The sequence below is a fragment of the Micromonospora humida genome (assembly GCF_016901255.1).
Taxonomy (GTDB): Bacteria; Actinomycetota; Actinomycetes; order Mycobacteriales; family Micromonosporaceae; genus Micromonospora; species Micromonospora wenchangensis.
In genome coordinates this window covers 61924-85200 of the sequence record NZ_JAFEUC010000005.1, presented here as the reverse complement: position 1 = coordinate 85200, position 23277 = coordinate 61924, and the positions used below count along the sequence as shown (strand labels likewise).

Here is a 23277-nt window from a genome sequence, read left to right as displayed (position 1 = left end):
ATCCATCGGGCGGCCCCGGACCTCGCTGAGGAAGCAGGGACGCGTTCGAGGTGATGCGTCCGGTCTGTCCCGGCGGACCTCCGAGCCTGCCCGGTGCGGTTACGGCGAGACCGACGGTCGGCGGCGAAGCCGGCACCTTGGAGATCAGCGATCCGGGGTGCCGGCTTCGCCGCTCGACCACACGCCCCTCGAAAGTCGGCACCTGGCAGCGGCGCACCCGATCGGGTGGTACCCGCCGTGGCCGCCCCTGACCTGGCCGGGTCGACAGTGATCGGAGTGGTCCTGCGCTGAAGCTCAGGGATGATCCTCGCAGACCGGACGGTGCACGGCGGGCGAGGAGCACCTCGCAACGGTCGACGTTCAAGGTTTGGCAGCGGAACAGGGTCGTTTTGCGACGCTGTTCCCAAGGGTGGCATGCGGTGACGAGCCTGTTGAACTGCGTGTTGAAGGGGTGTCCAGGGGTCGCCGGAGATGGTTGTCGATCAACCCGTCGCGGTGCGGGTGGCAGGCGGCGCGACCGCCGGGTGGTGGTGGAGGCCTATCGGTGGGGCACCCTGACCGGCGGGACGGCGGGACGGACGGCCCAGATGACCTGCGCGTGTTGTCGATGCGCGCTCACCAGCGACGACGGGCCCGTTTGGTAGCCTCGCGAGGTGAGTTCTCCCCAAGCGGACTGGTCAGGGCTGCCGGCCTCCCGGTAGCCCCAGATGCCCCAGTCCCTGCGCTGACGAGCCGCGCCGACCCGGTCGGCGGCGACGTCGCACGAGTTCCTGCGCATCCGAAGCACCGGCAGTGCCACCCACCTGCCACCCATCACGTCCTTGCTTCGGAAGGTCCGCTCATGCCCGTCCTCCTCTATCTGCTCGCCGTCGCGGTCTTCGCCCAGGGAACCTCGGAGTTCGTCCTCGCCGGCATCCTTCCCGGCATCGCCACCGACCTGGCGGTTCCGCTCGGCCGGGCCGGGCTTCTCACCGCCGGTTTCGCCCTGGGAATGGTCATCGGCGCGCCGACGATGGCCGCCGCTGCCCGCCGGCTCCCACCCCCGCTGGACCCTGGCCGGCTTCCTGACCCTGTTCATCGCCGCGCACGTCATCGGCGCGGTCACCGACGGTTTCGCCATCCTGGTGGCCTCACGGATCGGGGCCGCGTTGGCCAATGCCGGGTTCCTCGCCGTCGCACTCTCGACCGTGACGCGCATCGTGCCGGCCGAGCGGCACACCCGCGCGCTGGCAGTCATCCTCGGCGGCACCACCCTCGCGCTGATCGCCGGGGTGCCCGCCGGTGCCCTCGTCGGCGACGTGCTGGGCTGGCGCGCCACCCTGTGGGCGATCGCGCTGCTGTGCCTGCCTGCGCTGGCCGCGGTTCTGGCGGCCACGCCGACCCACCCGGGGGAGACCGCGGAAACGAGCGCCACGAGCAGCATCGGCCGCGAGTTGGCAAGTCTGCGACTACGTCCGGCACAGTGCAACATCGTGCTGGCCGTGCTGGTCAACGCCGCGACGTTCGGCACCTTCACCTACCTGGCGGCGATCGCCACCGGATCGGCCGGGCTCACCGAGCGCACCGTACCGTTGCTGCTCGCCGTCTTCGGAATTGGCGCGTTCCTCGGTGTCACCATGGCCGGGCGGGTCGGTGACCGGCACTGGCGACCGCTGATCACCGTCACCGGGCCGCTGCTCACGGCGGGCTGGGTGCTGCTGGCGTTCACCGTTGCCAGCCCTGTGGCGCTGTGGTTCCTCGCCCTGACCCAGGGCGCGTTGTCCTTCGCGTTGGGCAGCACGCTCATCGCCCGGATCATCGCCACCGTGCGCGACGCACCCACGATGGGTGGCTCCTTCGCGACCGTCGCGTTGAACATCGGTGCCGTCACGGGACCCGTCGCCGGCGGTCTCGCCATCGAGGCCCTCGGCGTGCAAGGCCCGATCATCGTCAGCGCCGTGCTGGTGATGCTCGCCGTCGGCGTCTGGTTCACCTGTCGTGCTACGCGCCGGCAGGACCGCTCCTCCCGAACAAACGAGGATCCTGCTGCTCGATAGCATGCGCGCATGTATGCGCTCTACGCCTGGGGAAACTTCATCAGGGAGGTCGGACTCGACCGGCGGCCGGCCTGGCTCGACCCGGCGGTGCTCCGCGGCGAACGACAGGTCGTCGACGACAGCCTGATGATCGGCGACACCGACACGCTGCTGGTCGACGGTCCCGGCACTCTCTTCGAGATCGATGACGACGACAAGAACCTCGTGCCCGGCAGTGCGCTCGTCGGCCGCGACCTCAGCGGTGTCCCGTGGCGGGTCTCCCGCATCCGCGCAGCCACCGACGGCACCCGCGAGGACGCCCTGCGCATCGTCGCGGCGGCCGAGGAGGATGGCGACTACTACGAGGAAGACGAGCGGCACGAGTACAACTCGGTCCCGGTCGGCGAGATCGTCACCCTCTGGGAGGACGCTCACGGCCAGTGGACGCTGGCCCTGGTCGAGCTGTGAACTGACGACCCCGGCCCGCGGCACCCCTCTGCTCGCCACGAACAGGGCTGATAGCGTCCCCGGACATGGAATCCCGGACGGTTCAGGTGGGAACCGCCACACTGCACGTGGGCGTCACCGGGCAGGGGCCTGACGTCGTCGTCCTGAGCGGCGGCCCGGGATGCGTGCAGTACCTGGAACACGATGAACTTGCGCCACGGGGTCACCGTGCCTGGTACCCCGAGCCGCGCGGCGTCGGCCGCTCGACCGGTGGCCCGCACACCATGGAACAAGCCGTCGCCGACCTCGAAGCCATCCGTGCCGCAGTCGGTGTCGTCACCTGGATCGTCGCCGGTCACTCCTGGGGTGGTGATCTCGCGGTGCGCTACGCCGTCGACCATCCGGAGGCGGTGGCCGCGGTGGTCAGCATCGCCGGTAGGGGACCGCAACGCGACCAGACCTGGTCCGAGGCGTACAAGGCCGGCAGGGCGACACAGCCGGTGGTGGATATCGACCACGTACCCGAGGTCCACGCGGCACTCGGCGACTCGTTCACCGAATGGACCCACCGGGCCGACCTGTGGCGCGGGCTCGCCACCTGCGGGGTGCCGATGTACTTCATCGCCGCTGGCGACGACATCCGTCCTTCCTGGCCCCTGGCGCAGCTCGCCGCACTCGTGCCACACGGACGGTTCGCCACCGTTGCGGATGTACCGCACGACTTCTGGTTCACCCACCCCGAGGTGTGGACCTCGACCATCACCGACGCCTGCACCGGTCCGTGATCCGCGCGAGGCGGCCGGACTCCGGGATCTTCACGTCGGACTCCGGTGATCAGTCGGCGCGGCGGTAGTGCAGCGCCAGCGCACCGTTGCGGAACGGCTTCGCCGAGATCAGCTCAAGTCGGCGTGTGCTGGGCAGCCCGCCCTGGTAGAGGGTCGGGCCGTGACCGGCGATCCGAGGATGGACGACCATCCGGTACTCGTCGATCAGGTCCAGTCGGTCCAGCTCGGTCGCGAGGTTGCCGCTGCCGAGCAGGACCCCGGCCGGGGTCGCCTCCTTGAGCTTCTGCACGCCCTCACGCAGGTCACCGGCGATGTGGTGGCTGTTGCTCCACGGGAAGTCCGTGCGCGTCGTCGACACCACGTACTTGGGTTTGGTCTCCAGCGTGGCCGCCCACTTCTGCATGGCAGGCGACGCCTCCTGGTCGCCGCGGGCGACGGCCGGCCAGGCGCTCTCCATCATCTCGTAGGTGACACGACCCCACAGCATCGCCCCGCTCTCGTCCATGAGCCGGGTGAAGAAGGCGTGCGTGTCGTCGTCGACGATCCCCTCCTGGTGGTCTACGCAACCGTCCAGGGTGATGTTGAGGCTAAAGGTGAGCAGGCCCATGGCCGGCGAGTCTAGTGCCGGGGCGGCCACGGCCCGAGCGCGACATGCAGTTGACGATCAGCGCTCCTTCCCGACCAGCGCTTCGATGGTGTCCGCCAGTTCGGAAACCCCCCGACGTCCGTCGAGTTCGACGGTGGCTCCACGCCTGAGCAGTGGTTCGACGGTCAGGACGTAACGGGCGATCTCCGCCCGTTGTGCGGGAGTCCTTCCGTAGGGGTTCGTTCGGCGGGTGACCCGGTGGAGAAGAACCTCCAACGGTGCGCTGAGCAGAACGACGTGGTGAAAGCGGTGGTAGAAGCGGACCTGGTTCTCCACCGTCCCGGACACGACCAGATCACGGTGCCGGTCGAGCAACCGGTTCATCCCCGGCTCGTCCCAGGTCCCGTCGGGCAGTTCCCAGCCGCCGTAGTCCGTATCGACGGTGCGGAAACCCCGCCGGCGAAGCTCGTCGAGGACCGTCGTCTTTCCCGCGCCCGACATGCCGGTCACCAGTACCCGCGCCACGTCCGTACGGTAGCGGGAGACGAGACACGGGCCGGCCGGTGGCAGGGTCTCCGGGCGGTCGTCCAGGGGTGACGCGGATCGAGGCGATACTGATGACCTGGCGCATGGGGACACCGGCCCTCGGGCGCAGCGATCCCTCGTCCGGCCGTCGGTGACCCCCGGATGAGCCTGGTGTCGGCGTTCGTACCGATCTGGATTCTCACCGTGGTCGGCTACGCGGCATCTCGGTGGGGTCTGCTGGGCGAGGCCGGGGCGGCGGTACTCGGCCGGTTCGTGTTCCAGCTGGCGATGCCGGCCGCCCTGTTCCTGGCACTGTCCCGGATGCCGCTGTCCGGGTTCGCGAGCCGCCCGCTGCTCGCCTTCGCGATGAGCACGGCTGCCGTGGTCGGGTTCGGGTGGTTCGGTGCGAGCCGGCTGTTCGGTCGCGAGCCTGGGGAACGACCCCTCTGGGGCATGGCCGCCGGGTACGTCAACTCGGCGAACCTCGGCATCCCGATCGCTACCCAGGTCCTCGGTGACGTGGCGTTCCTGGCGCAGGTGGTGCTGCTGCAGGTGCTCGTGGTGGCACCCGTGATCCTGGTCGCCCTGGACCGGCACGGCGACCCCGCCGGGCGGGTACGGATGCGCCGGATCGCCTCCCTGCCGGTACGTAACCCGGTGATCCTGGCGTCCCTGCTCGGTGTCGCCTGCTCGGCTGCCGGCCTGCGGCTGCCGGCGACGGCCGACGCGACGCTCACCCTGCTGTCGGGCGCCGCGGCTCCGGCCGCTCTGGTCGCGCTCGGCGCGTCGTTGCACCGCGGTACGCCGTCGCGGGACCATCGGGCCGTGCCGGCGCAATGGGCCGGACGGGGCGAGCTGGCCGTGGTCACGGCGCTGAAGCTCGTCGGGCAGCCGGTCGTCGCGTACGTCGCGGGTCTGGCCCTGCACCTGCCCGCGCCGCAGCTGCTCGCCGTGGTGGTGTGCGCGGGCCTGCCCACAGCGCAGAACACGTTCATCTTCGGCCAGGAGTACGGCCTCGGCGAGGCGGTGACCAGCCGGGCGGTGGTCCTGACCACGACGCTGTCGCTGGTCACCCTGGCAGCGGCGGCTGCCGTGCTCGGATAGGTCCACCTGCGGAGACACCCGCAAACCATGGTGAGTCACCCCGACCGGGTGCCGGCGGCCGGACCTGCCGACCATCCCCGGGCGGGCGGTCCCGCAGCCGGTCGGGGCGCGGTTCTGCGGCGTGAACGCGTACGTCGCGGCAGCGGACCCGCCATGATGACGGTGTGAAGGCGATCTACCCTGACGGCGACGGCGGTCGAGCGGCGGACCCTGCGGCCGTGCCCGGTCTGCACCCCGGAACCGAAGGCTCCGCCGGCGACACGTCCCGCACGGTCGAGGTCGACGGGGAGACCTTCGCCCTCCGTGCCAACGGGTTCGGCGGCACCGACTACACCTGGCTCAGCGGGCCGGATCCCGGCTACGGCTTCGGTGTGAGCCCGACGGCTGACCTGTCGCCCGACGAGCACGTCAGGAACATCCGTGGCTTCCTGGGCATGGTCGACCCCGGCACCGGACACATCGCCGACGACTGACGCCCCTGTCGGGGATGCACCGTGGTCCTGATCTTCAGGCGCAGACGACGTCGGCCGTCGAGCGCAGCGGAGAGGGCGGCGACCGCCGGAACGCTTCCTGCCCCACGGGTCAGCCGGCGGTGCCAGCCATCGCCGCGTGCAGGTGGTCACTGGTGTCGTCGTCGAAGGCGACGAGGCGTACCCGTCGCACGTTCGTGGGTGTTGACCTGATCGTCGCCACGGCGATCTGCGCGGCCCGTTCGGGAGGGAAGCCGTACACTCCGGTGGCGATCGCCGGGAAGGCCACGGTCCGGGCGTTGAGCTCGTCGGCGACCTGCAGGCTCCTGCGGTAGCAGGAGGCCAGGACTTCGTCCTCGCCGTGGCCGCCGCCCTCCCAGACCGGTCCGACCGTGTGGATGATGTGCCGCACCGGCGGGTCGAGGTCGAACGCCGGCGTCGGCATCGCATCACCCGGCTCGCAGGGGCCGATCGCGCCCCCGGCCCGGGCCAGCCGAGGACCGGCGGCGCGGTGGATCACCCCGTCGACACCACCGCCACCCAGCAGCGACTCGTTCGCGGCCGTGACGATGACGTCCACGTTCTCCCGCGTGATGTCGCCCAGCACCACCTCGATCGTCACCACAGCAGAATCCTGGCACACCTCAGGCGACCGCGACGTCATGACCGCTCCGGTAACGGCGACCACCGACCACCGCACCGACGACAGGGCAGCTCGGGCCGGTACGACCCACCTGGGCGTTGTGGGACGGGATGGGCGCGCGGTTCATGTCGAACTGGTGACCCGCAGTCCGTTCCCCCGGGGGTGTCCGCCGTCGTCGAGTGCTGCCAGCAGGCGTAGCCCGTCCTCGGCGGAGCTCTCCGGCGGCGCCGACATGACTATCAGTTCCGTGCCCGATCCGTCGGGCAGGGCGAAGTTCTCCTGGTGCAGTTCCAGCAGTCCGACCAGCGGGTGCCGGAAGGCCTTGCGGCCATGGGTGCGGGCGCGCACGTCCGCGCGGGCCCAGAGCCGGCGGAAGCGTTCGCTGCCCATGGACAGTTCGCCGATGAGCGAGGCCAGGCGCGGATCGCCGGGGTGCTTGCCGGCGGCCAGCCGAAGGTGCCCGACCACGTCGAGGGTGCACTTCTCCCATTCCGCGTAGAGACCACGCTCGGCTTCCTCGAGGAAGATGTGCCGGGCGGTGTTCAGGCCCGTCGGGGTGCGGCCGTAGAGAAGTCCGGCGAGGCGGTTCCCGGCCACCACGTCCATCCGGTGGTCCATGATCAGGGCCGGCGCGTCGATGATCAGGTCGAGTACGCGCAGCAGCTCCGCCCGGGGGCGACCGCCGGGTGACCTGTCGCGACGGCGGCGCTGCCGGGCCAGCCGGTGCAGGTGGCCGCGTTCGGTCTCGTCGAGTCCGAGGACCCGGGCGAGCGCGTCGAGGACCTGTTCCGACGGTTGGGTGGCGCGGCCCTGCTCCAGGCGTACGTAGTAGTCGACGCTCACCCCGGACAGGTGGGCGACCTCCTCGCGACGCAACCCCTCGACGCGGCGTCGGCCGTCGGTCGGGATGCCGGCGACCGACGGGTCGACCCGGGAGCGCCGGCTACGCAGGAAGCCCGCGAGATCGTCCATGACCTCCAGTATCGCTGCGACGACAGGCGGGCGGGTGGTCCTGCCAGTACCAGGAAGTCCGGTCCGACGGAACGCGCGTCCCTGAACGGCGCGCTCCCGGCCGTCGAGCATGGGTGGCGACACACGCCGTCGAAAGGACCAGCCGTGAATACCCTCATCGTGTACGCCCATCCGGAGCCGCGTTCGCTGAACGGTTCGCTGAAGGATGTCGCGGTGTCCACCCTCGAGGCCGCCGGTCACGAGGTACAGGTTCGTGACCTGTACGCGATGAACTGGAAGGCCGCCGTGGACGCGGCCGACTTCGGCGGGTACGCCACCAGCCCGCTGCGGGTGGTACGGAGTTCGGGTGGGGCGTACGACGCCGGCGCGCTCACCCCCGACGTGACGGCAGAGCAGGAGAAACTGCTCTGGGCCGACACGGTGATCTTCCAGTTCCCGCTGTGGTGGTACACGATGCCGGCCATCCTCAAGGGCTGGGTGGACCGGGTGTTCTCCTTCCACTTCGCCTACGGAGTGGGCGTGCACGACGAGACCCGCCACGGCGAGCGTTACGGTGAGGGGACGCTGCTCGGCCGGCGGGCGATCCTCTCGGTGACCGTTGGCGGCCCGCAGTCGCACTACACCGATCGCGGGATCAACGGCCCGATCGAGGACCTGTTGTTCCCGATCCACCACGGGATCCTCTTCTACCCGGGCCTGGAGGTGCTGCCGCCGTTCGTGCTGTACGGCGCCGACAGGATCTCCGAAGACACGTTCGCGGACGCCGCGACAAGGTGGAAGCAACGACTGTTGACGCTGGAGACCACCGCGCCCATCGCGTTCCGGCGGCAGAACTTCGGTGACTACGAGGTGCCGTCACTGCGGTTGAAGGAGGGCCTGGAGACGGCCGGCCGCAGCGGTTTCAGCCTGCATGTGCGGGACCAGCCGCCAGGGCGATGAACAGTCACCGTCGATGACCTCACACCGCGCGGGAACGACCTGCGGGGCTGATCCGGGCCAGGGTGCCGTTCTCCAGGGCCGTCCACAGGGCGCCGTCGGGTCCGAGGGCGATGCCGTGCGGCTCGGAGCGCGGGGTGGGCAGGTCATGGACCTCGATCGTCCCGTCGGTGGTGATGGAGCCGACCCGGTTGCCCGCCCACTCGGTGAACCACAGGTCGCCGCCGCCACCGGTGGTGACGGCGTGGGGGCGGGCGGCGCGGTCCGGTAGCGCAAACTCGTCGATCGTGCCGTCGGGGGTGATCCGGCCGATCTGGCCGGCAGCGATCTCGACGAACCAGACGGCTCCGTCCGGGCCGGCGGTGATCCCCACGGGGGCGGCGGCGTCGGTGGGCAGCGGATGCACGGTGACGGTGCCGGCCATGTCGATCCGGCCGATCGCGTTCGCCTGGTTCATCGTGAACCACATGGCGCCGTCGGGGCCGGCCGTGATGGCCGACGGATAGGCGCCGGTGACCGGGAGCGGGAATTCGCTGGCCGCGCCGTCGGTGGTGATCCGGCCGATGCGGTCGGCGTTCATCTCGGTGAACCACAGGGCGCCGTCGGGCCCGGGGGCGATCCCGTACGGGCCGCCGCCACGGCTGGGTACGGGGAACCTGGTGGTGTCGCCGTCGGTGGTGATCCGGCTGATCCGGTGGGCCCGCGACTCGGTGAACCACAGCGCGCCGTCGGGCCCGGCGACGATGATCGTGGGCTGCCCGGCGGGATCGACGAGGTAGGTGGTCGGTGGCGCGCCCGGGACCATCCGTCCGACCCGGCCGTTGTGGGCGAGGGTGAACCACAGCGCGTCGTCGGGTCCGGTGGTGACGCCGTACAGGCCGCTGCCGGCGTCGGTCACGGGGTGTTCCTCGATGAGGACGGAGGTCACCGGGTTCGCTCCAGTCCGTACTCGATGGCGGTGCGTTCGATCTCGGCGGGCGTGCCGGTCATCAGGGTGCGGGAGTGCCGGGTGATCAGGTCGGCGGGCCAGCCCCACCACGCGGCCCGTCGGAGCCGGTGGACGTCGTCGTCGCTGAAGCGTTGCCGGATCGGTCGCGCCGGATTCCCGCCGACGATCGTGTAGGGCGCGACGTCGGTGGTGACCACCGCGCCGGCCGCGATGATCGCCCCGTCGCCGATGTGTACGCCCGGCATGACCGTGGCGCGGTGACCGAACCACACGTCGTTGCCGACGACGGTGTCGCCCCGGCTGGGCAGGGTGAGCACGACGTCGAGGGTCCGCTCGGCCCACTCGCCGCCGAAGAGGGTGAACGGGAAGGTGGACGGGCCGACGACCGGGTGGTCGCCGCCGGCCATCAGGAACCGGGTTCCTGCCGCTATCGCGCAGAACCGGCCGATGATGAGCTGTTCCGGTCCGTAGTGGTAGAGCACGTTGCGCTGCTCGAAGCCGGTCGGATCGTCGGGATCGTCGTAGTACGTGTAGTCCCCGACGACGATTTTGGGGGAGGTGACCAGCGGCTTGAGGAACACCACACGGGGATGCGCCGCCACGGGGTGAAGGGCCGTCGGGTCGGGCGTCATGGGGAACCTCGCTCGTTAAGACTACGGATGTAGCGATAACATCGTGGCATGGCGTCGCCCCCACCGACAAGCGATCATCCTGACGAGACGGTGACCGCCCCCACGCGTCGACCCGGCGGGCGCAGCGCGGCGGTCCGCCGCCGCGTCCTCGACGCCGCGCTCGCCCAGTTGGTGCAGCACGGCTACGACTCCCTGAGCATCGAGGTGGTCGCCGAACGCTCGGGTGTCCACCGCACGACGGTCTACCGGCGCTGGCGGGACGTCGGTGGCCTGCTGGCCGACGTCCTCGACGAGGCGGGGGCCGACGCCTGGTGTCCGCCCGACACGGGATCGCTCGAAGGTGACCTGGTCGCGGTCAACCACGAGGTCTACACCGCACTGACCACCGACCCGGTGACCGTCGCGCTGATCGCCGCGTCGTTCCGGTCCGAGCGGGCCGCCCGGGCCCTGAGCGCCTTCTGGGCCGGCCGGTACGACCGCTGCGCCGATATCACCCGCCGCGCCGTCGAACGGGGTGAGGTTCCGCCGGACACCGATGCGCGCCAGCTGCTCATCGCCACCACCGCCCCGCTGTACCACGAGCTCCTGCTTCTGCGGGCGACGACGGAGGCGGACCTTCCCGACCGTGTCGCCCGCGGCGCGGCCACCGCCGCCCGAGCCGGCGCCTTCAGCAGCCCGGCGAGGTCGACCACGCCGTAGTGGTTCGACCATGCCGGCCCTTGCCGGGGTGATCAGTTACCCGCTGATCCCACCCGTTGCGCCTCGGCGATCGCCTCCTCGACGGCCTGCCGTGCGCCGTTGGTGCGGGCGACGACCTGCATCAGGACCTGCTTGATGCCGTCCAGGGCCTGTAGCAGCGGTCCGGGTTGGCCACCCTGCAGGACCGTGGTGACGAGCTGCTGCGTCTCACCGATCCGGGTGATGGCACCGCCGGCCGCGTCGCGGGCGGTGCCGACGGCGCTCTGCACGGGCGTCAGCGCGGCGATCGTCTCCTGCGGGGTGGCCTGCTCGGGTACGGCGGCGACGGCCTTCGTCGCCTCACCGATCGAACCTTCGAGCCGCCCCAGACCGCCCTGGGCATCGGTGAGGGCGCTTCGCACCCGGGCCACCCCTGCGGCGACGGCGAGGAAGCCGGCGCCCGCGGCACGCAGCGCCACCTCCTGCGCCTGCCGGTCGGCGGCGGCGGTCAACCCCTGGGCCCGCTCGACGCCGGCCATCAGGGCGCGCAGCTCACCAGTGATTCTCTCAACGGCTGACATCGAAGCGGCATCCCCAATCGAGAACGGCGAACGGGTGCACCCGACGCTACCGAAGGCACTCCACGGCCACCAGAGACAGCAGCAGGAGTCCGACACATGCTGCCGTGCCCGAAGCGTCGAGACCGTGGGCGCGATCGCGGGACGTTCGTCGCGACCGGCGGCTCAGGAACCCACCACGTTCGTGGGCGCGCTCCAGTCAGGCCACGCCGATCGGGAGGGCGGGACCCAGCAGCAGGCCGCCGTCGAGTACCAGTTCGGTTCCGGTCGCGAACGACGCGTCCGGTGAGGTGAGGTAGAGCAGCGCCGCGCTGACGTCTGCGGGGTCGCCGAGGCGGGGGATCGCGTAGGGCCCCGGGTCGTAGAAGTCGGAGATCGGCCGTTCGCCGGGCGCGGCTGGTTCGTGGATGAGGTTGGTCGAGACGACTCCGGGGTGGATGACGTTCACCCGGATGTTGTCCCGACCCAGTTCGAGTGCGGCGCTCAGGGTCAGGCCCCGGATCGCCCATTTGCTCGCGACGTAGGAGGCGTAGCGGGCGGTGCCGCCGTACGCCATCGTCGAACCGATGTTCACGATCACGCCGCCGCCGGCTCGTCGCATCGCCGGGGTGACGGCTTTGATGCCGAGGTACTGCCCGGTCACGTTGATCGCGAAGGTGCGGTCCCAGAGGGCGCGGTCGGTGGACTCGATCGTGGTGGCGGGGTTCTGGGTACCCGCGTTGTTCACCAGGATCGTCAGCGTGCCGAAGGTGTGCTCGGCCGCGGCGACGGCGGTTGTCCAGTCGTCTTCACGGGCGACGTCCAGGCGGACCGCGACGGCCCGTTCGCCCAGCTCCGCGGCGAGGTCGGTGGCCCTGCCCAGGCTTCCCGCCGTACTGCCGATGACGACGTTCGCGCCCTCGGCGTGGTAGGTCCGGACGTGGCTTTCGCCGAGTCCTCCGGTGCCGCCGGTGATCAGTGCGGTCTGGTTGGTGAACCGTGACATGGCATGTCCTTCGAGGAGTGAATTTGGTGAGCTGACCGGCTCACCTCACCACCCGACGCTACGGCCGACGGTAAGATGAGTCAAGTGACTCACCTCGCCTTCGGGCATACTGGGATCCATGAGCACCGAGCCGTCGGCGTACCACAGGCGCGTCGCCGAGGAGAAGCGCGCGGCCATCCTCACGGCCGCCACCGGCCTGTTTCTGGCCTCCGGCTATGACGGAACCTCCCTCGCCAGAATCGCGGAGGCGGCCGGGGTCTCCAAGGCCACGCTCTTCAAGCAGTTCCCGACGAAAGCGGCGCTTTTCGACGCGATCGTGACGGAGTCCTGGCAGGTCGAGGACGCCGACGCACCGGAGCCGTCGGCCGAGGACCTGGAGGCCGGCCTGGCCACGATCGGTCACCGGTACGTCGAACTGCTCACCCGCCCGGGGATGACCGCGCTGTTCCGCATCGTCATCGCAGAGTTGCCGCGTTTCCCCGAACTCGGCGAGGCGCAGTTCAGCCGAGGAAAGATGCCCTACTTCGAGTCGGTCAGCCGCTACCTCGTCGCCGCCGACAGGGCCGGCTCGGCAAAGGTCGACGACCCTGATCTCGCCGCGACCCAGTTCCTCGGGATGATCTCCAATTTCGTCTTCTGGCCCACGCTCCTGCTCACCGACTGGGCACCGCAGCGGACCGCGATCGAACACGCTGTGCGGGAAGCGGTCAACACCATGTGCGCCCGCTACCAGACCTGACCGGGCCGGGCCTCACCCACCTGATCGCCGATGACGCAGATCCTCACCCTCGACAGCCGCAACGGGAACACCCCGCCGCAAAGCAATGTCCTAGGACGATTTAGAGGAAGTGGCGCAGCGGCGTCGTCGACGTGCACCAACACCGGGTGCTGGGTAGTGGTACCAACGCCGCAGGTGCTCGCTCACCAGTGACGGAACAGGGCCGGGGCTGGACTGGACCTTGGCCGCGCTGCCGTCAATCCGTCGCGCTTGCGGTGACGAGGTCGGTCAGCGGTGCGGTCGGTAGCGCGATCCAACCCTCGGTGACGGCGCTCGCCAGTTCGGCGGGACCGGGGCGGGTGGCGTGCCCGATGGCAGCCGCACGCGCGGTGAGGGCAGCGACGACAGCGTCCACTGCGTGGTCGCTGTGCCGGCACGCCGATTCGAACTCGCCGAGCTGCAGCCACGGCGTAGCGGCCACCAGTTGGTCCATCAGATCGTTCAGCGCACCGTTGTTGCGTCGTCCCTTGTACCGCTGGTTCGGCAGCTCCCAGTGCCTCAGCGACGCTGCCGGGTAGACCTCGATGACCGTTCCGCAGCCGCTGCGGTCCACGGGTTGCCCAGCTGCGGCGAGCCGCGCCAGGAGACCGGCACATCGCATCGCCGTGTGTGCGATCCGGTCCGCTGCGACGCTGAGTGGGTTGCGACCCGTCACCTCCCGGGTCACCAGGTCGGTGTGACGCCAGGCCAGGCTGCGGCGCCAGTCGCGCCCGATCAGATCGGTGGGGGTGACCATCTCGCCACGGTGGTGGGCGACGATGAACTCCACGAACGGCGCAGGCCACCCCAACGGACAGTCGATCCCCACCTTGTCGGCCGTCGACGCCGCCCGGAGAAGCTCGTCATCGTCGGCCCCGATAACCAGTTCCTCCAGCACCGCTGTGGTCCCGGTCCAGCGAATCCAGGCCACGGCGGTGTTGGTGTCCTCCGCTGCAAGATCGATTCCCGCCGTCAGCATCTGCCGAACCTACTGGGTACGGTGGATTCCCGATCGCTCATCACGTCGTTCCGCGCCGGTCGACCACATGTCTGTGGGTCGCTTCAGGGTAGAGCGGCGTGGGCCTCGGTGAGGAAGCGGTCGAGGTCTTCGCCGTGGGCGATCGCCGCGTCGCGGACGGCGTCGATCGCGGCGGCCAGCGGGTCGTGCTGGGCCAACGCGACCAGGGCGGGGAACGCGACAGCCTGTCTGAGCATCCCGGTGATGCCGAGACGGCCGTACGCCGCCGGGCTCGGTGCGAAGGGAATGATGGTACGGGGCACCTCAGGGTCCGACAACAGACGGCGGGACGCGGCGGCACCGTGCTGCTCGGTGAAGGCGCGGGGCAGTGGACGACCGGCCTCGGCGGCGGCGAGAGCATCGGCGATCCAGCCGATCTGCTCCAGCCCGGCCACCCGCATCGCGCGGCGGGCCGCCCAGCAGGCCATCTCCCGCTGGCGATCGGCGGGCAGCGCCTCGATGCGGTCGAGCAACCGGCGGTCGATCCGTGCCAGTGACTGCGCGTGTCCGAGGAGCCTGCGGACACGATCCGACGGGGGAGCACCTCCCCAACGTTCGGCCTCCCGTTCGGCCCGGAGCCGGCGGAGCTTCTCGGCCTGTGCGGTCGCCTCGGCGGCCTGTCCCCGCAGGGTCTCCGTCCAGGGGAGTGTCCCGGTGCCGTCGAGCAGGTGGTCCCAGATCAGGCCGAGGGCGACGGCGTGCCGGCCCCGTACCCCCTCATGCCGCAGCGTGACGCCGTCGGGCCCGGTGGTCAGCCGTACCGTGCTGGGCTCGTTGTCCGGCACGGTGGTCAGCGGGTCGGGGAAGATCGGTGACTCGGCGGTCGCCCACGACCACCTGAGGGTTTCCGCGTCGACCCGGTCCAGGCGCACCTCCAGGTCACCGACGGGCAGCACGCCCACCGGCAGGGTCACCGGTGCGGGCCGGTGGCGGACCACCGTCACCCGGGCGAGTCCGGTGTCGTCCTCGTACGGGTCGGGTGGACGTGGCGGCATCCCCGCCGGCCGGGTGGACGGACGCGGCACCAGGGACAGCATCGCCCACTCGGCCGCCTCCGCCGGCTTCTGCTCCCAACGGCGTGCCGTCGGGTCGGCCAGCACCGTGCGGTACGGCGTCTGCTCGCCCACCGCCCACACGTGCAGCTCGTGCTGCTCGGGTAGATCGTCGTCGGTGCGTACCCCCTCGTGCAGGCGGCGGCGGGCGTGCACCCGTACGCGGATCAGCCCGCGCGGCACGGCGACGTCGTCGAGGTTCTCCGCGGAGCCGCTCATCAGGCCGACCACCGACAACCGGCCGCTGGGACTCCAGAGGGTCGCCTCACTGATCGCGTCCCAACCCGCGTCGACCTCCGTCGGCGGGCCGGACAGCACCCGCAGGCGTGCCTCGATCTCACCCGTGTGGATACCGCAGAAACCGGTGACGTGATGCGGCCCGCCCACGTGCAGGAGGTCGTCGCCGACGGTGTAGATGGGCATGCCGTCCCCGCCGGGCAGGGTGACCACCTCGTACTGGCAGTAGCTGACGTGCAGTCGCGCCCAACCGGTCATGGGGTGAACCGCCGCACGGTGAGCCCGGGCGGGCAGGCCAACGGCCACCGACCGGCAGCCCCGCCCATCGTTGTGTCATCCCGAACCGTCACCGTGACCATCCCGCCGTGTTCCATGCCGTCGAGGTGAACGGCATCATGGCATGACGGTCCGACGCAACCGCTCCCGTCAGCCGCCCGGACAGCGGTTGTCGCCCCCGCTGTATTCCACACAGTGCTCCGGCGCGACGGGCGTCGTTCTCGGCACCGGAGTGAGGTCATGGCCGACGCGCACGGCGAACGGCAGGACGGGCACGGCGATCACGACAGCCAGCACCAGGAAGACGACAGCGGTGCGGACCAGCCGTAGCCGGTACGCGACGGGCGCGATGACCGCCGGCCCGGCGACCGCCAGCACCATGGCGACGAACAGGGCCAGACTCGCCCGGTATCTGAGGTCAGCGAGCGTGCCGGGCTGGTCGCCGTTGCTGACGTTCCACTACTCCAGACCGATGCTCACCCACCAGGCGACTGCCGCGATCAGCCCGCCGACCCAGAGCAGGACCACCAGGCCTACGATCGGGCCACCCCGCCGACCCGAGCCGACCCCGTCAGACGTCATGCGGTCCAGCGTGGACGGCCCGACCCGACCAGGCATGAGTCGGCGTACTCAGCTGCGCTCACTGAAGTGGCGCCCGACGACGTTGCGGTCGGCGTGCATGGCCGGGTCGAAGCACGGCGGAGGCCTCCACGGGGCCCCTTCGCCTGGCGGTGGGCGATCGGATGAGGGAACCCTGCCTGTGCGGCAGCCACCCGACGCCTTCCGTGACGGCCCGCAGGGCATCCGACAGTGGTTAAGCGTAGGCGCTCGGGGCGGGTACCTCTGTGAGCCTCCACCGGTCGCCGTGGCCCGTGGCGATCGCGATCGCCTCGACCATCCGACGGGCCGCCGTCGGGTCGTCGACGGAGCTGGTGGCGGCTCCGAGGTCGGCCGGTGGCCCGCCGGCGAGGCTCGCGGCAACGGCGGCCATCTGCCGGTCACGGTCCGGCACGGCGGCGGTCGCCGCGAATCCGACCACTGCCGCCCAATCGGTGACCCGTCCCATCCGCACGACCTCGTCGTCCCACAACAGATCCAGGATCCGCACGAGGTCGCCGAAGCCCGGCTGGTCGGGGAGCGCGGTGAAGGTCAGCAGATGTACGGCGGCCCCCTGGCCGGGCGAGGCACCGGTGGCGATGTCGGTGCGCAGGGCGATCCGGATCTCGTCGCCGGTGAACCCCGAAGCAAAGTCCGGTGGGGGAGGCCTCCGATGCAGCGGCGGTGCCGAATCGGGATCCTTCAACAACTCCGCCACCCGCAGGCACTCCACACACGACGGCAACGCGGTGATGTTCACGTGCGTGTCGCTGCGGTACATCTCGTAGGCGAGGTCGATCGCGCACTGGTCATGTCCCCAGACCGGACGCCCCGGAGTCGAACAAAGCGTGAACCCCCGAGACCCGTATTCCCCGGCGCGTTCGAGAGCGAGATCCACCGACAGATGTTGGAACGTGCCGTCCGTACACGGTCGAGGTGTCATCGTGTCCTCCGCGGCACCGGGTGCTTTGACGGTCGCCTGTGACGACACAGTTTATCCCGTCCAAAGACCGGATCAGTTGAGATCGATTATCGACCGGTGTAAGTTCTGGCGGCTCGACCGTCGCTGTCAGGATTCATCGGAGGGTTGCCGGACCACCGGCAGGGGCCGGGCCGACAGCGACATCCCGAACGTCCTTGCACAATGGGGTACCGCGCATCGAAAACTGGATCTGTCGCGGACCGTGCTCAGGGTGGCGCACCGGCGGCGCGTCGGTGGACGCGCAGGATCAGGTCGGACCCGCTGCCGTGACCGGCCGTCCGGCCGGCTTGGGCCGACTGACGAGTGGCGGTGGACGCCATCCTGGGGCTGCCGGCGTTACCGACAGGTCGTTCCGGTAGCCCTGCTGGCACGTCGCGCCGGCTCAGCGGGTGGCGACGTCGACAGCCCGGGCGGGGTAGCCGTCCTGGCCTGGGACTTCGTAGCGGCAACGCACTCGCTGACCCGGCGTCAGGCTTCGGTATTCCGTGGGCCCCGCGACGATGTGGCTGAAGTGCACCCAGACGATCAGCTCAGTGTGATCGAGGGCGATGGTTCCCCAACCTTCGTCCGGGTGCCAGGTCTCCACCACGCCGCTGTCCTGCAGACCCTGATCGCACACGATCGCCAGCGTATCGCTGGGCGGAGGCCGGGCGCGTGACTGCCGCGCGAGCCGCTGCCGGATCATCACCCGGCGGGGCTGCGGACACGGACACCCTGCACCGTGGCTCCTGCGGCTACGACAGCGAGAGCAAGATCAACGGTCGACGCACCGTCACCGACGTCTCCCGACAAAAAGTTCCGATCGACGGCAACCTGCCGGCGGTGGATCGCATGTACCCGGATGTACGCAACGATCACCACGATCCATAGGGGTCCGGAGATGTCTGCACGTCGCTTCCTGCTGCTTCCCGCTGCCGCCGTCCTGTTCGTACCCGCCTGTTCCGCCACGGAGGCGCCCCGGGCCGACGCGACCGCATCCGCGCCCGCTGCGACTGCCACGGCGGCACCCAGCGCCAGCTCGACCGTGTCCGCGCCGGCCACGGCTGCCCCGACGGACGGCGCCCCCGCCACCAGGCCCACCGTCACCGCCAAGGCGGCCGGGGGTGTCGCGAGCGCCGACTGTCCCTCAGGGACCGACCTGCAGAAGCTGATCGAGCTGCCGAAGGGGATGACCTTCGGCCGCGTCGAGTGTGTGAAGGGCTGGGCGGGAGCCGTCCCGCAGGGCCCGAAGACCGGTGACGGCGTCTACCTGTTCCACCACACGGCCGGTACGGGCTGGAAGTACTACGGCGAGGGCAGCGGATACGACTGCAGGGACCTCGGCCTCACCGAGCCGGCGCCGTTCTGCATCTCCGGCTGACCGCAGGGGCCGGGTTTGCGTGCTGTGGCGCACGCTGGCTACGGTGTGCGCCACAGTCAGCCGGCCGCACCGACGCCGTCGTGCCCTGACAACCTGTGCCGGCACGTCGGGGGATGCGAGCGGGGCATGGCGGACTCGATCGACGACCAGTTCCGGGAGTTCGTCCGGACCCGCTCGCCGGCTCTGCTCCGGACGGCGTTCCTGCTGACCGGCGACCGGCACCTCGCCGAGGATCTCGTGCAGGACGCACTGGCCCGGACCCACCGGGGCCGGCGGCGGCTGCACGACCCGGGGCACTTCGAGGCGTACACCCGTACCGCGATGTACCACCAGCAGGTGAGCTGGTGGCGGCGGCGCAGGGTGGCCGAGTCCCTTCCCGGGGAACTGGCCGACGTGGCCCAGCCCGGCAGTGACCACGCCGGCCGTACCGATCTCAAGCTCGCCCTGCACCAGGCGCTCGCGCGGCTCACCCCACGCCAGCGGGCGGTGCTGGTGATCCGCTTCTTCGAGGACCGCAGCGAGGCCGAGGCCGCGCAGCTGTTGCAGTGCTCGGTCGGCACGATCAAGAGTCAGACCAGCAAGGCGTTGGCCCGGATGCGGGAGATCGCGCCCGAGCTGCTCTCGGCCGTGATGGAGGAGGCCTGATGACCGACGACCTCGGGCCGCTGCGTCAGGCCCTGTCCGAGCTGAGCGAGCACGGCGGCAGCGCCGACCTGTACGAGGGGACCCTGCGCAGGTCCCGGCAGTTGCGACGGCGGGCGACCATCACCACCGGCGCCGCAGCCGCAGCGTTGGTGTTCGCCGTCGGCGGTACGGTCGCCTTCGCCGTCAACCACCGGCCCGGACCGTCGGCACCTCCCGTAGCCGACCCCGGGCAACCCGACTGTCCATCGATCGACACCCTCGGGGACCTGGTCGAACTGCCGACTGGCTGGTCCTTCGCGTCCACCGGTGTGCAGTGCGTGCAGACGTGGGCGGCAGCCGAGGTGAAGCGGCCGGCGGGCGGCGACATCCGTTACCTGTTCCACTACACGGCCGAGGCGGGGTGGCGGTACCAGGAACAGGGCACCGAATGGGAGTGTAGGGAACTCGGCCTGACCCGGCCGGCACCGTTCTGCACCTCCTGACCGCCTGCCGTCCGCACCGGCCGCGTTCCTCGACGCCCGGGCGGTGCGGCACCCGGGCCGTCACCGGACTCGTTACCGAAGGTGCGTGAAGATTCACTCAGGGCTATCGGATGTGATGGGCGGCGCTGTAGCATCGAACTCGACCTTGGGAGATCAAGTCTCTTTCGAGGGTGATCGGCGTGCTGATTCGGCGACCTCGCCGGACTCGATGCGAAGGCGGGCAGGAATTCGGCAATCCCCTCGGCGATGACGATGTGAATTCACCCCGTGAACCTCGCGTCCTTCGGGCGCTATGACGGCCTGCCCGGTGGCGTGGCTGTGTCTGTCCGCCGTCGAGGCGCCTACCGAACAACATAAATTAACCTGCCCGAAACGTATTGTGCGATCCGGTGCTCCCCCTGGTGATGACGCTGTGCAGTGGCCTGCGGTGAACCCGGCGAACCTCCCTTGATTTTTCGACCATTTCCCATGAGGATGGCTCATCATACGGTTTTTCAGTCGCAATATCAGGCATTTATTTGATCTGGCGGAGGGCGGTCCAGCTCGCCTGCCGGTGCATTGTGGCGTGGTCCAGCGGCCACCATAGAGCATTGCCGGCCGATACGACGTGATGGATTTCGGCTCGGCCGGAAAAAGGATGTCCGTCGCCGCAGAGACCTTCGGCGGCAATTCACCTCCGATGGGAATGCTGAGAATAGGCCCGGAATCCGGGTCCGAGGTATGGGTCGGGCGAGAGCGTGAGCTGAGCCTCACGCAGACAGCGTTGACCCGGCTGGCGCGGGGGACCGGCGGGGTGGTCCGGCTGGTCGGTGAGCCGGGCATCGGCAAGACCTCGCTGCTCACCATCATCGCCCAAGCCGCGGCCGATCGCGGCCACCAGGTGTTCCACGCCGTCGCCGACCAACTCTCCCATCAGTCACCACTGAGCGTCCTGCTCGCCTGTCTCGGCGTCCGCCAACGGCCGGACGATCCGTCCCGGGCGGACATCACCCAGACCCTGCTCGGCCGACCGCCGGTCTTCCCCGCCACCGGATCGGCCCTGGCCGCCGTGGCCGACATGCTGGTCTCCCTCGTCGACGACCTCTGCGCGGCGGGCCCGACCGTCCTGATCGTCGACGACGCACACTGGATGGACGAGCCGTCGACCGTGGTCTGGCGGCGGCTGGCCGCCAGCGCCGAACATCTGCCCCTGCTTCTGGTCGCCGCACACCGTCAGGACCCCTCCCGTCCCACCCGCACCCCGGTCAGCGCCGGCCGGGGCCACGAGCACCTGCTGAGCCTCACACCGCTTGACGAAACGCAGGTCGCGCAGCTGCTGACCGGGCTACTCGGAGCGCCACCCGGCCCGACCCTCAGCCGGTGGTCGGGCGCAGCGGTCGGCAACCCGCTCTACCTGCACGAGCTGGCCGCCGTCCTGGCCCGGGAGGACCTGGTCCAGGTCGTGGCCGGACACGCGGACCTGCGTGACGACGACGAGCGGATACCCCCGGCCCTCACCGCCGCGTTGACCAGCCGGTTCGGTCTGGTACCGGACGCCGGGGACGTGTTGCGGACCGCCGCACTGCTCGGCACCGAGTTCACCGTCACCGACCTCAGCGTCGTGCTGGGCCGCCCGGTGCGGGCCCTCGCCGACGTGGTGCAAAGAGCCGTCGCAGCCCGCATCCTCGCCGGCTCCGGACAGCGGATGACCTTCTGCCACCCGTTGATCCGCCAAGCCCTGCACGACGCTGTCGCGCTGCCGCTACGCCGGGCGCTGCACCTCGACCTGGCCCGGGAGCTGGCCGCCGCAGCCGCCGAACCGCTCACCGTGGCACACCAACTGGAAGCGGCGGGCGGCGTCGAGAACCGGTGGGTGCCCGACTGGCTCCAGAGATCCGCCCCCGCGTTGACGCACGCCGACCCGGCACTCACGGTCCGGCTGCTGCGCACCCAGCTCGGACAGCTTCCCGCAGACGACCCGCACCGGGCCGCGCTGAGCGTCGCACTGGCCCGCGCGCTGCAACTGCTCGGCCGGTGGGAGGAGGCCGCCGACCGCGCCCGCGAGGCCCTCGCGTCGTCCACCGGACTGGACGCGCACGGCGAACTGCACTGGCTGCTGATCCGCGCGCTCAACAACAGCGGGAAGACCGACGAGGCCGAACTGATCCTGCGACAGGCGCTCACCCGACCGGCGGCGATACCCGAACCGTGGCGCGGACGCCTCCTGGGCACCCTGGCCCTGATCAGCCGGGCCGGCACCGGCGGGCCGGACGAAGCCGAGACCCTCGCCGGCGAGGCCCTCGACGCCGGCCGCCGCTGCGGCGACGACTGCGCGATCGCCGGCGCCAGCGTCGTGCTCTCCCTCACCCGCTCCGACCGGCGTGACCACCCGGCCGCACTCCGGCACGCCGAACAGGCGCTCACCGCCCTCGTCGGTCACCCCGGCCACCCGGAGCTGGAGATGTTCGCCCTGCACTGCCGCGTCGTGAGCCTGCAGAACATGGCCCGGTGGCGCGAAGCCGAAAGGGTGCTGCGACTGTCCCGGGAAATCCGCCGCCGGGCCCACGACATCGCCGCCGGGTCCATCGGCGTCACCCAGGCGATGCTGCACTACTGGGTCGGCCGCTGGGACGAGGCACTGACGGCGCTGACCCCGGTCGCGGACGACCCCTGCGGCCCGTTCTATCCGGGCCTGCACCGGGGGGGACCCGCACTGCTACGACGGGGCGTCACCGCGTTGATCGCCGTCCGGCGCGACGACCGCGCGCTCGCCGAAACCCATCTGCACTCCCACCCGGACGTGCCGGCCGACCGCAGCACCGACGAGGACGGCGAGGGGTTCCTCCTCGCGGCCCGGGCCGTACGCGCCGAACAGCAGGGCGAACCGGAACGGGGTGCCGCACTGCTCGCCACCATGCTGCAGCACCGCCCCGACACCGGAACAGGCCCCCACCACCCGTGGTTCGCGGACCTCATCCGGATGGCGTCGGCCTGCACGGACACCTCGACCGTGACGGCCACCCTCGACCTGACGCGCCTGTGGACCGAGGCCGAGAAGACACCGGGGCGGGCCGCAACCATGCGGCAACGCTGCATGGGCCTGGCCACCGAGGACCCTGGGCCGCTGCGCACAGCCGTGCAGCACTACCGGTCAGCCGGCCCCAGGACCGAGTTGGCGGCGACCCTCGAAGACCTCGCGGTGGTGCTGGCCGGCCACGGCGCGACCGACGAGTGCCGGGCGGCCGCCACCGAGGCGATCGGCCTGTACAGCCGCATGGGCGCGACCTGGGACGTCCGTCGCACCGAGGCGCGGCTACGGGGCAGGGGAGTACGCCGGGGAGTCAGCGGCCCCCGCGCGCCCCGGCCGGTGTCGGGCTGGGCGGCACTCACCGCCACCGAACGGCGCGTCGCCGTGCTCGTCGCCGAGGGCCGCTCCACGCCGGAGATCGCCGCCACGATGCTCCTGACCCGCCGCACGGTCCAGACGCACATCTCCCGCGCCCTGCACAAGCTCGGGCTGCAAAGCCGCAACCAGATCGCCCGGGAGGTGCTGCGCAACGCCGGCGCCCGATGACGGATGACTCGCC

The 23277-nt window shown here is 70.7% G+C and carries 25 protein-coding genes and 1 pseudogene; 12 read left to right on the top strand and 14 right to left on the bottom strand.

Annotated elements, in window-relative coordinates; translation table 11 throughout:
* Positions 1-841 precede the first annotated feature (841 nt).
* The 3 genes and pseudogenes from JQX11_RS12200 (at position 842) to JQX11_RS12190 (ending at position 3247) form a co-directional block, all read left to right on the top strand.
* Positions 842-2036 (top strand): annotated as a pseudogene (locus JQX11_RS12200) (Cmx/CmrA family chloramphenicol efflux MFS transporter).
* 9 nt (positions 2037-2045) lie between these two features.
* Positions 2046-2483 carry a hypothetical protein gene (locus JQX11_RS12195; protein ID WP_204925091.1) on the top strand — a complete coding sequence of 146 codons (438 nt, stop codon included), beginning with the start codon at positions 2046-2048 and terminating at the stop codon, positions 2481-2483.
* 65 nt (positions 2484-2548) lie between these two features.
* Positions 2549-3247 (top strand): alpha/beta fold hydrolase, encoded by a 699-nt coding sequence (locus JQX11_RS12190; RefSeq protein WP_232377759.1) that lies wholly within the window; start codon positions 2549-2551, stop codon positions 3245-3247.
* A 49-nt stretch (positions 3248-3296) separates the two neighbouring features.
* On the opposite strand, the gene JQX11_RS12185 is transcribed toward JQX11_RS12190, so the two are convergent.
* Together JQX11_RS12185 and JQX11_RS12180 are read right to left on the bottom strand one after the other, a co-directional pair.
* Positions 3297-3854: a dihydrofolate reductase family protein gene (locus JQX11_RS12185; protein ID WP_204925089.1), complete on the bottom strand. Its 558-nt coding sequence runs from the start codon at positions 3852-3854 to the stop codon at positions 3297-3299.
* Between the two features lie 57 nt (positions 3855-3911).
* The gene (locus JQX11_RS12180) at positions 3912-4358 is read right to left on the bottom strand and encodes an ATP-binding protein (RefSeq protein WP_307826156.1); all 447 of its coding nucleotides are present in this window, start codon (positions 4356-4358) and stop codon (positions 3912-3914) included.
* A gap of 162 nt (positions 4359-4520) precedes the next feature.
* Between JQX11_RS12180 and JQX11_RS12175 the strand changes: the two genes are divergently transcribed.
* Positions 4521-5462, top strand: coding sequence for an AEC family transporter (locus JQX11_RS12175; protein ID WP_204925088.1), 942 nt, complete (start codon positions 4521-4523; stop codon positions 5460-5462).
* 218 nt (positions 5463-5680) lie between these two features.
* Entirely contained in the window at positions 5681-5935 is a 255-nt protein-coding gene (locus tag JQX11_RS12170) for a hypothetical protein (protein WP_307826155.1), read from the top strand.
* Between the two features lie 109 nt (positions 5936-6044).
* On the opposite strand, the gene JQX11_RS12165 is transcribed toward JQX11_RS12170, so the two are convergent.
* On the bottom strand, positions 6045-6557 hold the full coding sequence (locus tag JQX11_RS12165) for a macro domain-containing protein (RefSeq protein ID WP_204925086.1): 513 nt from the start codon (positions 6555-6557) through the stop codon (positions 6045-6047).
* Positions 6558-6698: 141 nt separating this feature from the next.
* Positions 6699-7547 carry a helix-turn-helix transcriptional regulator gene (locus tag JQX11_RS12160; RefSeq protein WP_204925085.1) on the bottom strand — a complete coding sequence of 283 codons (849 nt, stop codon included), beginning with the start codon at positions 7545-7547 and terminating at the stop codon, positions 6699-6701.
* A gap of 144 nt (positions 7548-7691) precedes the next feature.
* Between JQX11_RS12160 and JQX11_RS12155 the strand changes: the two genes are divergently transcribed.
* Entirely contained in the window at positions 7692-8486 is a 795-nt protein-coding gene (locus JQX11_RS12155; RefSeq protein ID WP_204925084.1) for an NAD(P)H-dependent oxidoreductase, read from the top strand.
* A 19-nt stretch (positions 8487-8505) separates the two neighbouring features.
* Here the strand turns inward: JQX11_RS12155 and JQX11_RS12150 are convergent, their stop codons facing one another.
* Complete coding sequence (locus JQX11_RS12150; protein WP_204925083.1) at positions 8506-9411, bottom strand: Vgb family protein; 906 nt, start codon at positions 9409-9411, stop codon at positions 8506-8508.
* Complete coding sequence (locus tag JQX11_RS12145; RefSeq protein ID WP_204925082.1) at positions 9408-10064, bottom strand: CatB-related O-acetyltransferase; 657 nt, start codon at positions 10062-10064, stop codon at positions 9408-9410. The genes JQX11_RS12150 and JQX11_RS12145 overlap by 4 nt, the downstream gene beginning before the upstream one ends.
* A 48-nt stretch (positions 10065-10112) precedes the next feature.
* On the opposite strand from JQX11_RS12145, the gene JQX11_RS12140 reads away from it, so the two are divergent.
* The gene (locus JQX11_RS12140; protein WP_204925081.1) at positions 10113-10763 is read left to right on the top strand and encodes a TetR/AcrR family transcriptional regulator; all 651 of its coding nucleotides are present in this window, start codon (positions 10113-10115) and stop codon (positions 10761-10763) included.
* A gap of 32 nt (positions 10764-10795) precedes the next feature.
* On the opposite strand, the gene JQX11_RS12135 is transcribed toward JQX11_RS12140, so the two are convergent.
* Complete coding sequence (locus JQX11_RS12135; RefSeq protein ID WP_204925080.1) at positions 10796-11323, bottom strand: DUF6244 family protein; 528 nt, start codon at positions 11321-11323, stop codon at positions 10796-10798.
* 196 nt (positions 11324-11519) lie between these two features.
* Complete coding sequence (locus JQX11_RS12130) at positions 11520-12305, bottom strand: SDR family NAD(P)-dependent oxidoreductase (protein WP_204925079.1); 786 nt, start codon at positions 12303-12305, stop codon at positions 11520-11522.
* Between the two features lie 118 nt (positions 12306-12423).
* Between JQX11_RS12130 and JQX11_RS12125 the strand changes: the two genes are divergently transcribed.
* Entirely contained in the window at positions 12424-13044 is a 621-nt protein-coding gene (locus tag JQX11_RS12125) for a TetR/AcrR family transcriptional regulator (protein WP_204925078.1), read from the top strand.
* 235 nt (positions 13045-13279) lie between these two features.
* On the opposite strand, the gene JQX11_RS12120 is transcribed toward JQX11_RS12125, so the two are convergent.
* The 6 genes from JQX11_RS12120 to JQX11_RS12100 form a co-directional block, all read right to left on the bottom strand.
* Complete coding sequence (locus JQX11_RS12120; protein WP_204925077.1) at positions 13280-14041, bottom strand: DUF429 domain-containing protein; 762 nt, start codon at positions 14039-14041, stop codon at positions 13280-13282.
* An 83-nt stretch (positions 14042-14124) separates the two neighbouring features.
* Positions 14125-15627 carry a hypothetical protein gene (locus JQX11_RS12115; protein ID WP_204925076.1) on the bottom strand — a complete coding sequence of 501 codons (1503 nt, stop codon included), beginning with the start codon at positions 15625-15627 and terminating at the stop codon, positions 14125-14127.
* Between the two features lie 168 nt (positions 15628-15795).
* Positions 15796-16026 (bottom strand): hypothetical protein, encoded by a 231-nt coding sequence (locus JQX11_RS12110; RefSeq protein WP_204925075.1) that lies wholly within the window; start codon positions 16024-16026, stop codon positions 15796-15798.
* 78 nt (positions 16027-16104) lie between these two features.
* Positions 16105-16227 (bottom strand): hypothetical protein, encoded by a 123-nt coding sequence (locus JQX11_RS33025; RefSeq protein ID WP_269756844.1) that lies wholly within the window; start codon positions 16225-16227, stop codon positions 16105-16107.
* Positions 16228-16459: 232 nt separating this feature from the next.
* The gene (locus tag JQX11_RS12105; protein WP_307826154.1) at positions 16460-17140 is read right to left on the bottom strand and encodes a hypothetical protein; all 681 of its coding nucleotides are present in this window, start codon (positions 17138-17140) and stop codon (positions 16460-16462) included.
* A gap of 466 nt (positions 17141-17606) precedes the next feature.
* Positions 17607-17912, bottom strand: coding sequence for a S1 domain-containing protein (locus JQX11_RS12100; protein WP_204925073.1), 306 nt, complete (start codon positions 17910-17912; stop codon positions 17607-17609).
* 192 nt (positions 17913-18104) lie between these two features.
* Between JQX11_RS12100 and JQX11_RS12095 the strand changes: the two genes are divergently transcribed.
* The 4 genes from JQX11_RS12095 to JQX11_RS12080 all read left to right on the top strand — a co-directional run bounded on the left by JQX11_RS12095 (position 18105) and on the right by JQX11_RS12080 (position 23264).
* Positions 18105-18584: a hypothetical protein gene (locus tag JQX11_RS12095; RefSeq protein WP_204925072.1), complete on the top strand. Its 480-nt coding sequence runs from the start codon at positions 18105-18107 to the stop codon at positions 18582-18584.
* A gap of 126 nt (positions 18585-18710) precedes the next feature.
* Positions 18711-19229, top strand: a complete 519-nt coding sequence (locus JQX11_RS12090) for a SigE family RNA polymerase sigma factor (protein ID WP_204925071.1) — start codon at positions 18711-18713, stop codon at positions 19227-19229.
* On the top strand, positions 19229-19711 hold the full coding sequence (locus tag JQX11_RS12085; RefSeq protein ID WP_204925070.1) for a hypothetical protein: 483 nt from the start codon (positions 19229-19231) through the stop codon (positions 19709-19711). The genes JQX11_RS12090 and JQX11_RS12085 overlap by 1 nt, the downstream gene beginning before the upstream one ends.
* A gap of 610 nt (positions 19712-20321) precedes the next feature.
* Positions 20322-23264, top strand: coding sequence for a helix-turn-helix transcriptional regulator (locus tag JQX11_RS12080; RefSeq protein WP_307826172.1), 2943 nt, complete (start codon positions 20322-20324; stop codon positions 23262-23264).
* The last annotated feature ends 13 nt before the right edge of the window (positions 23265-23277 follow it).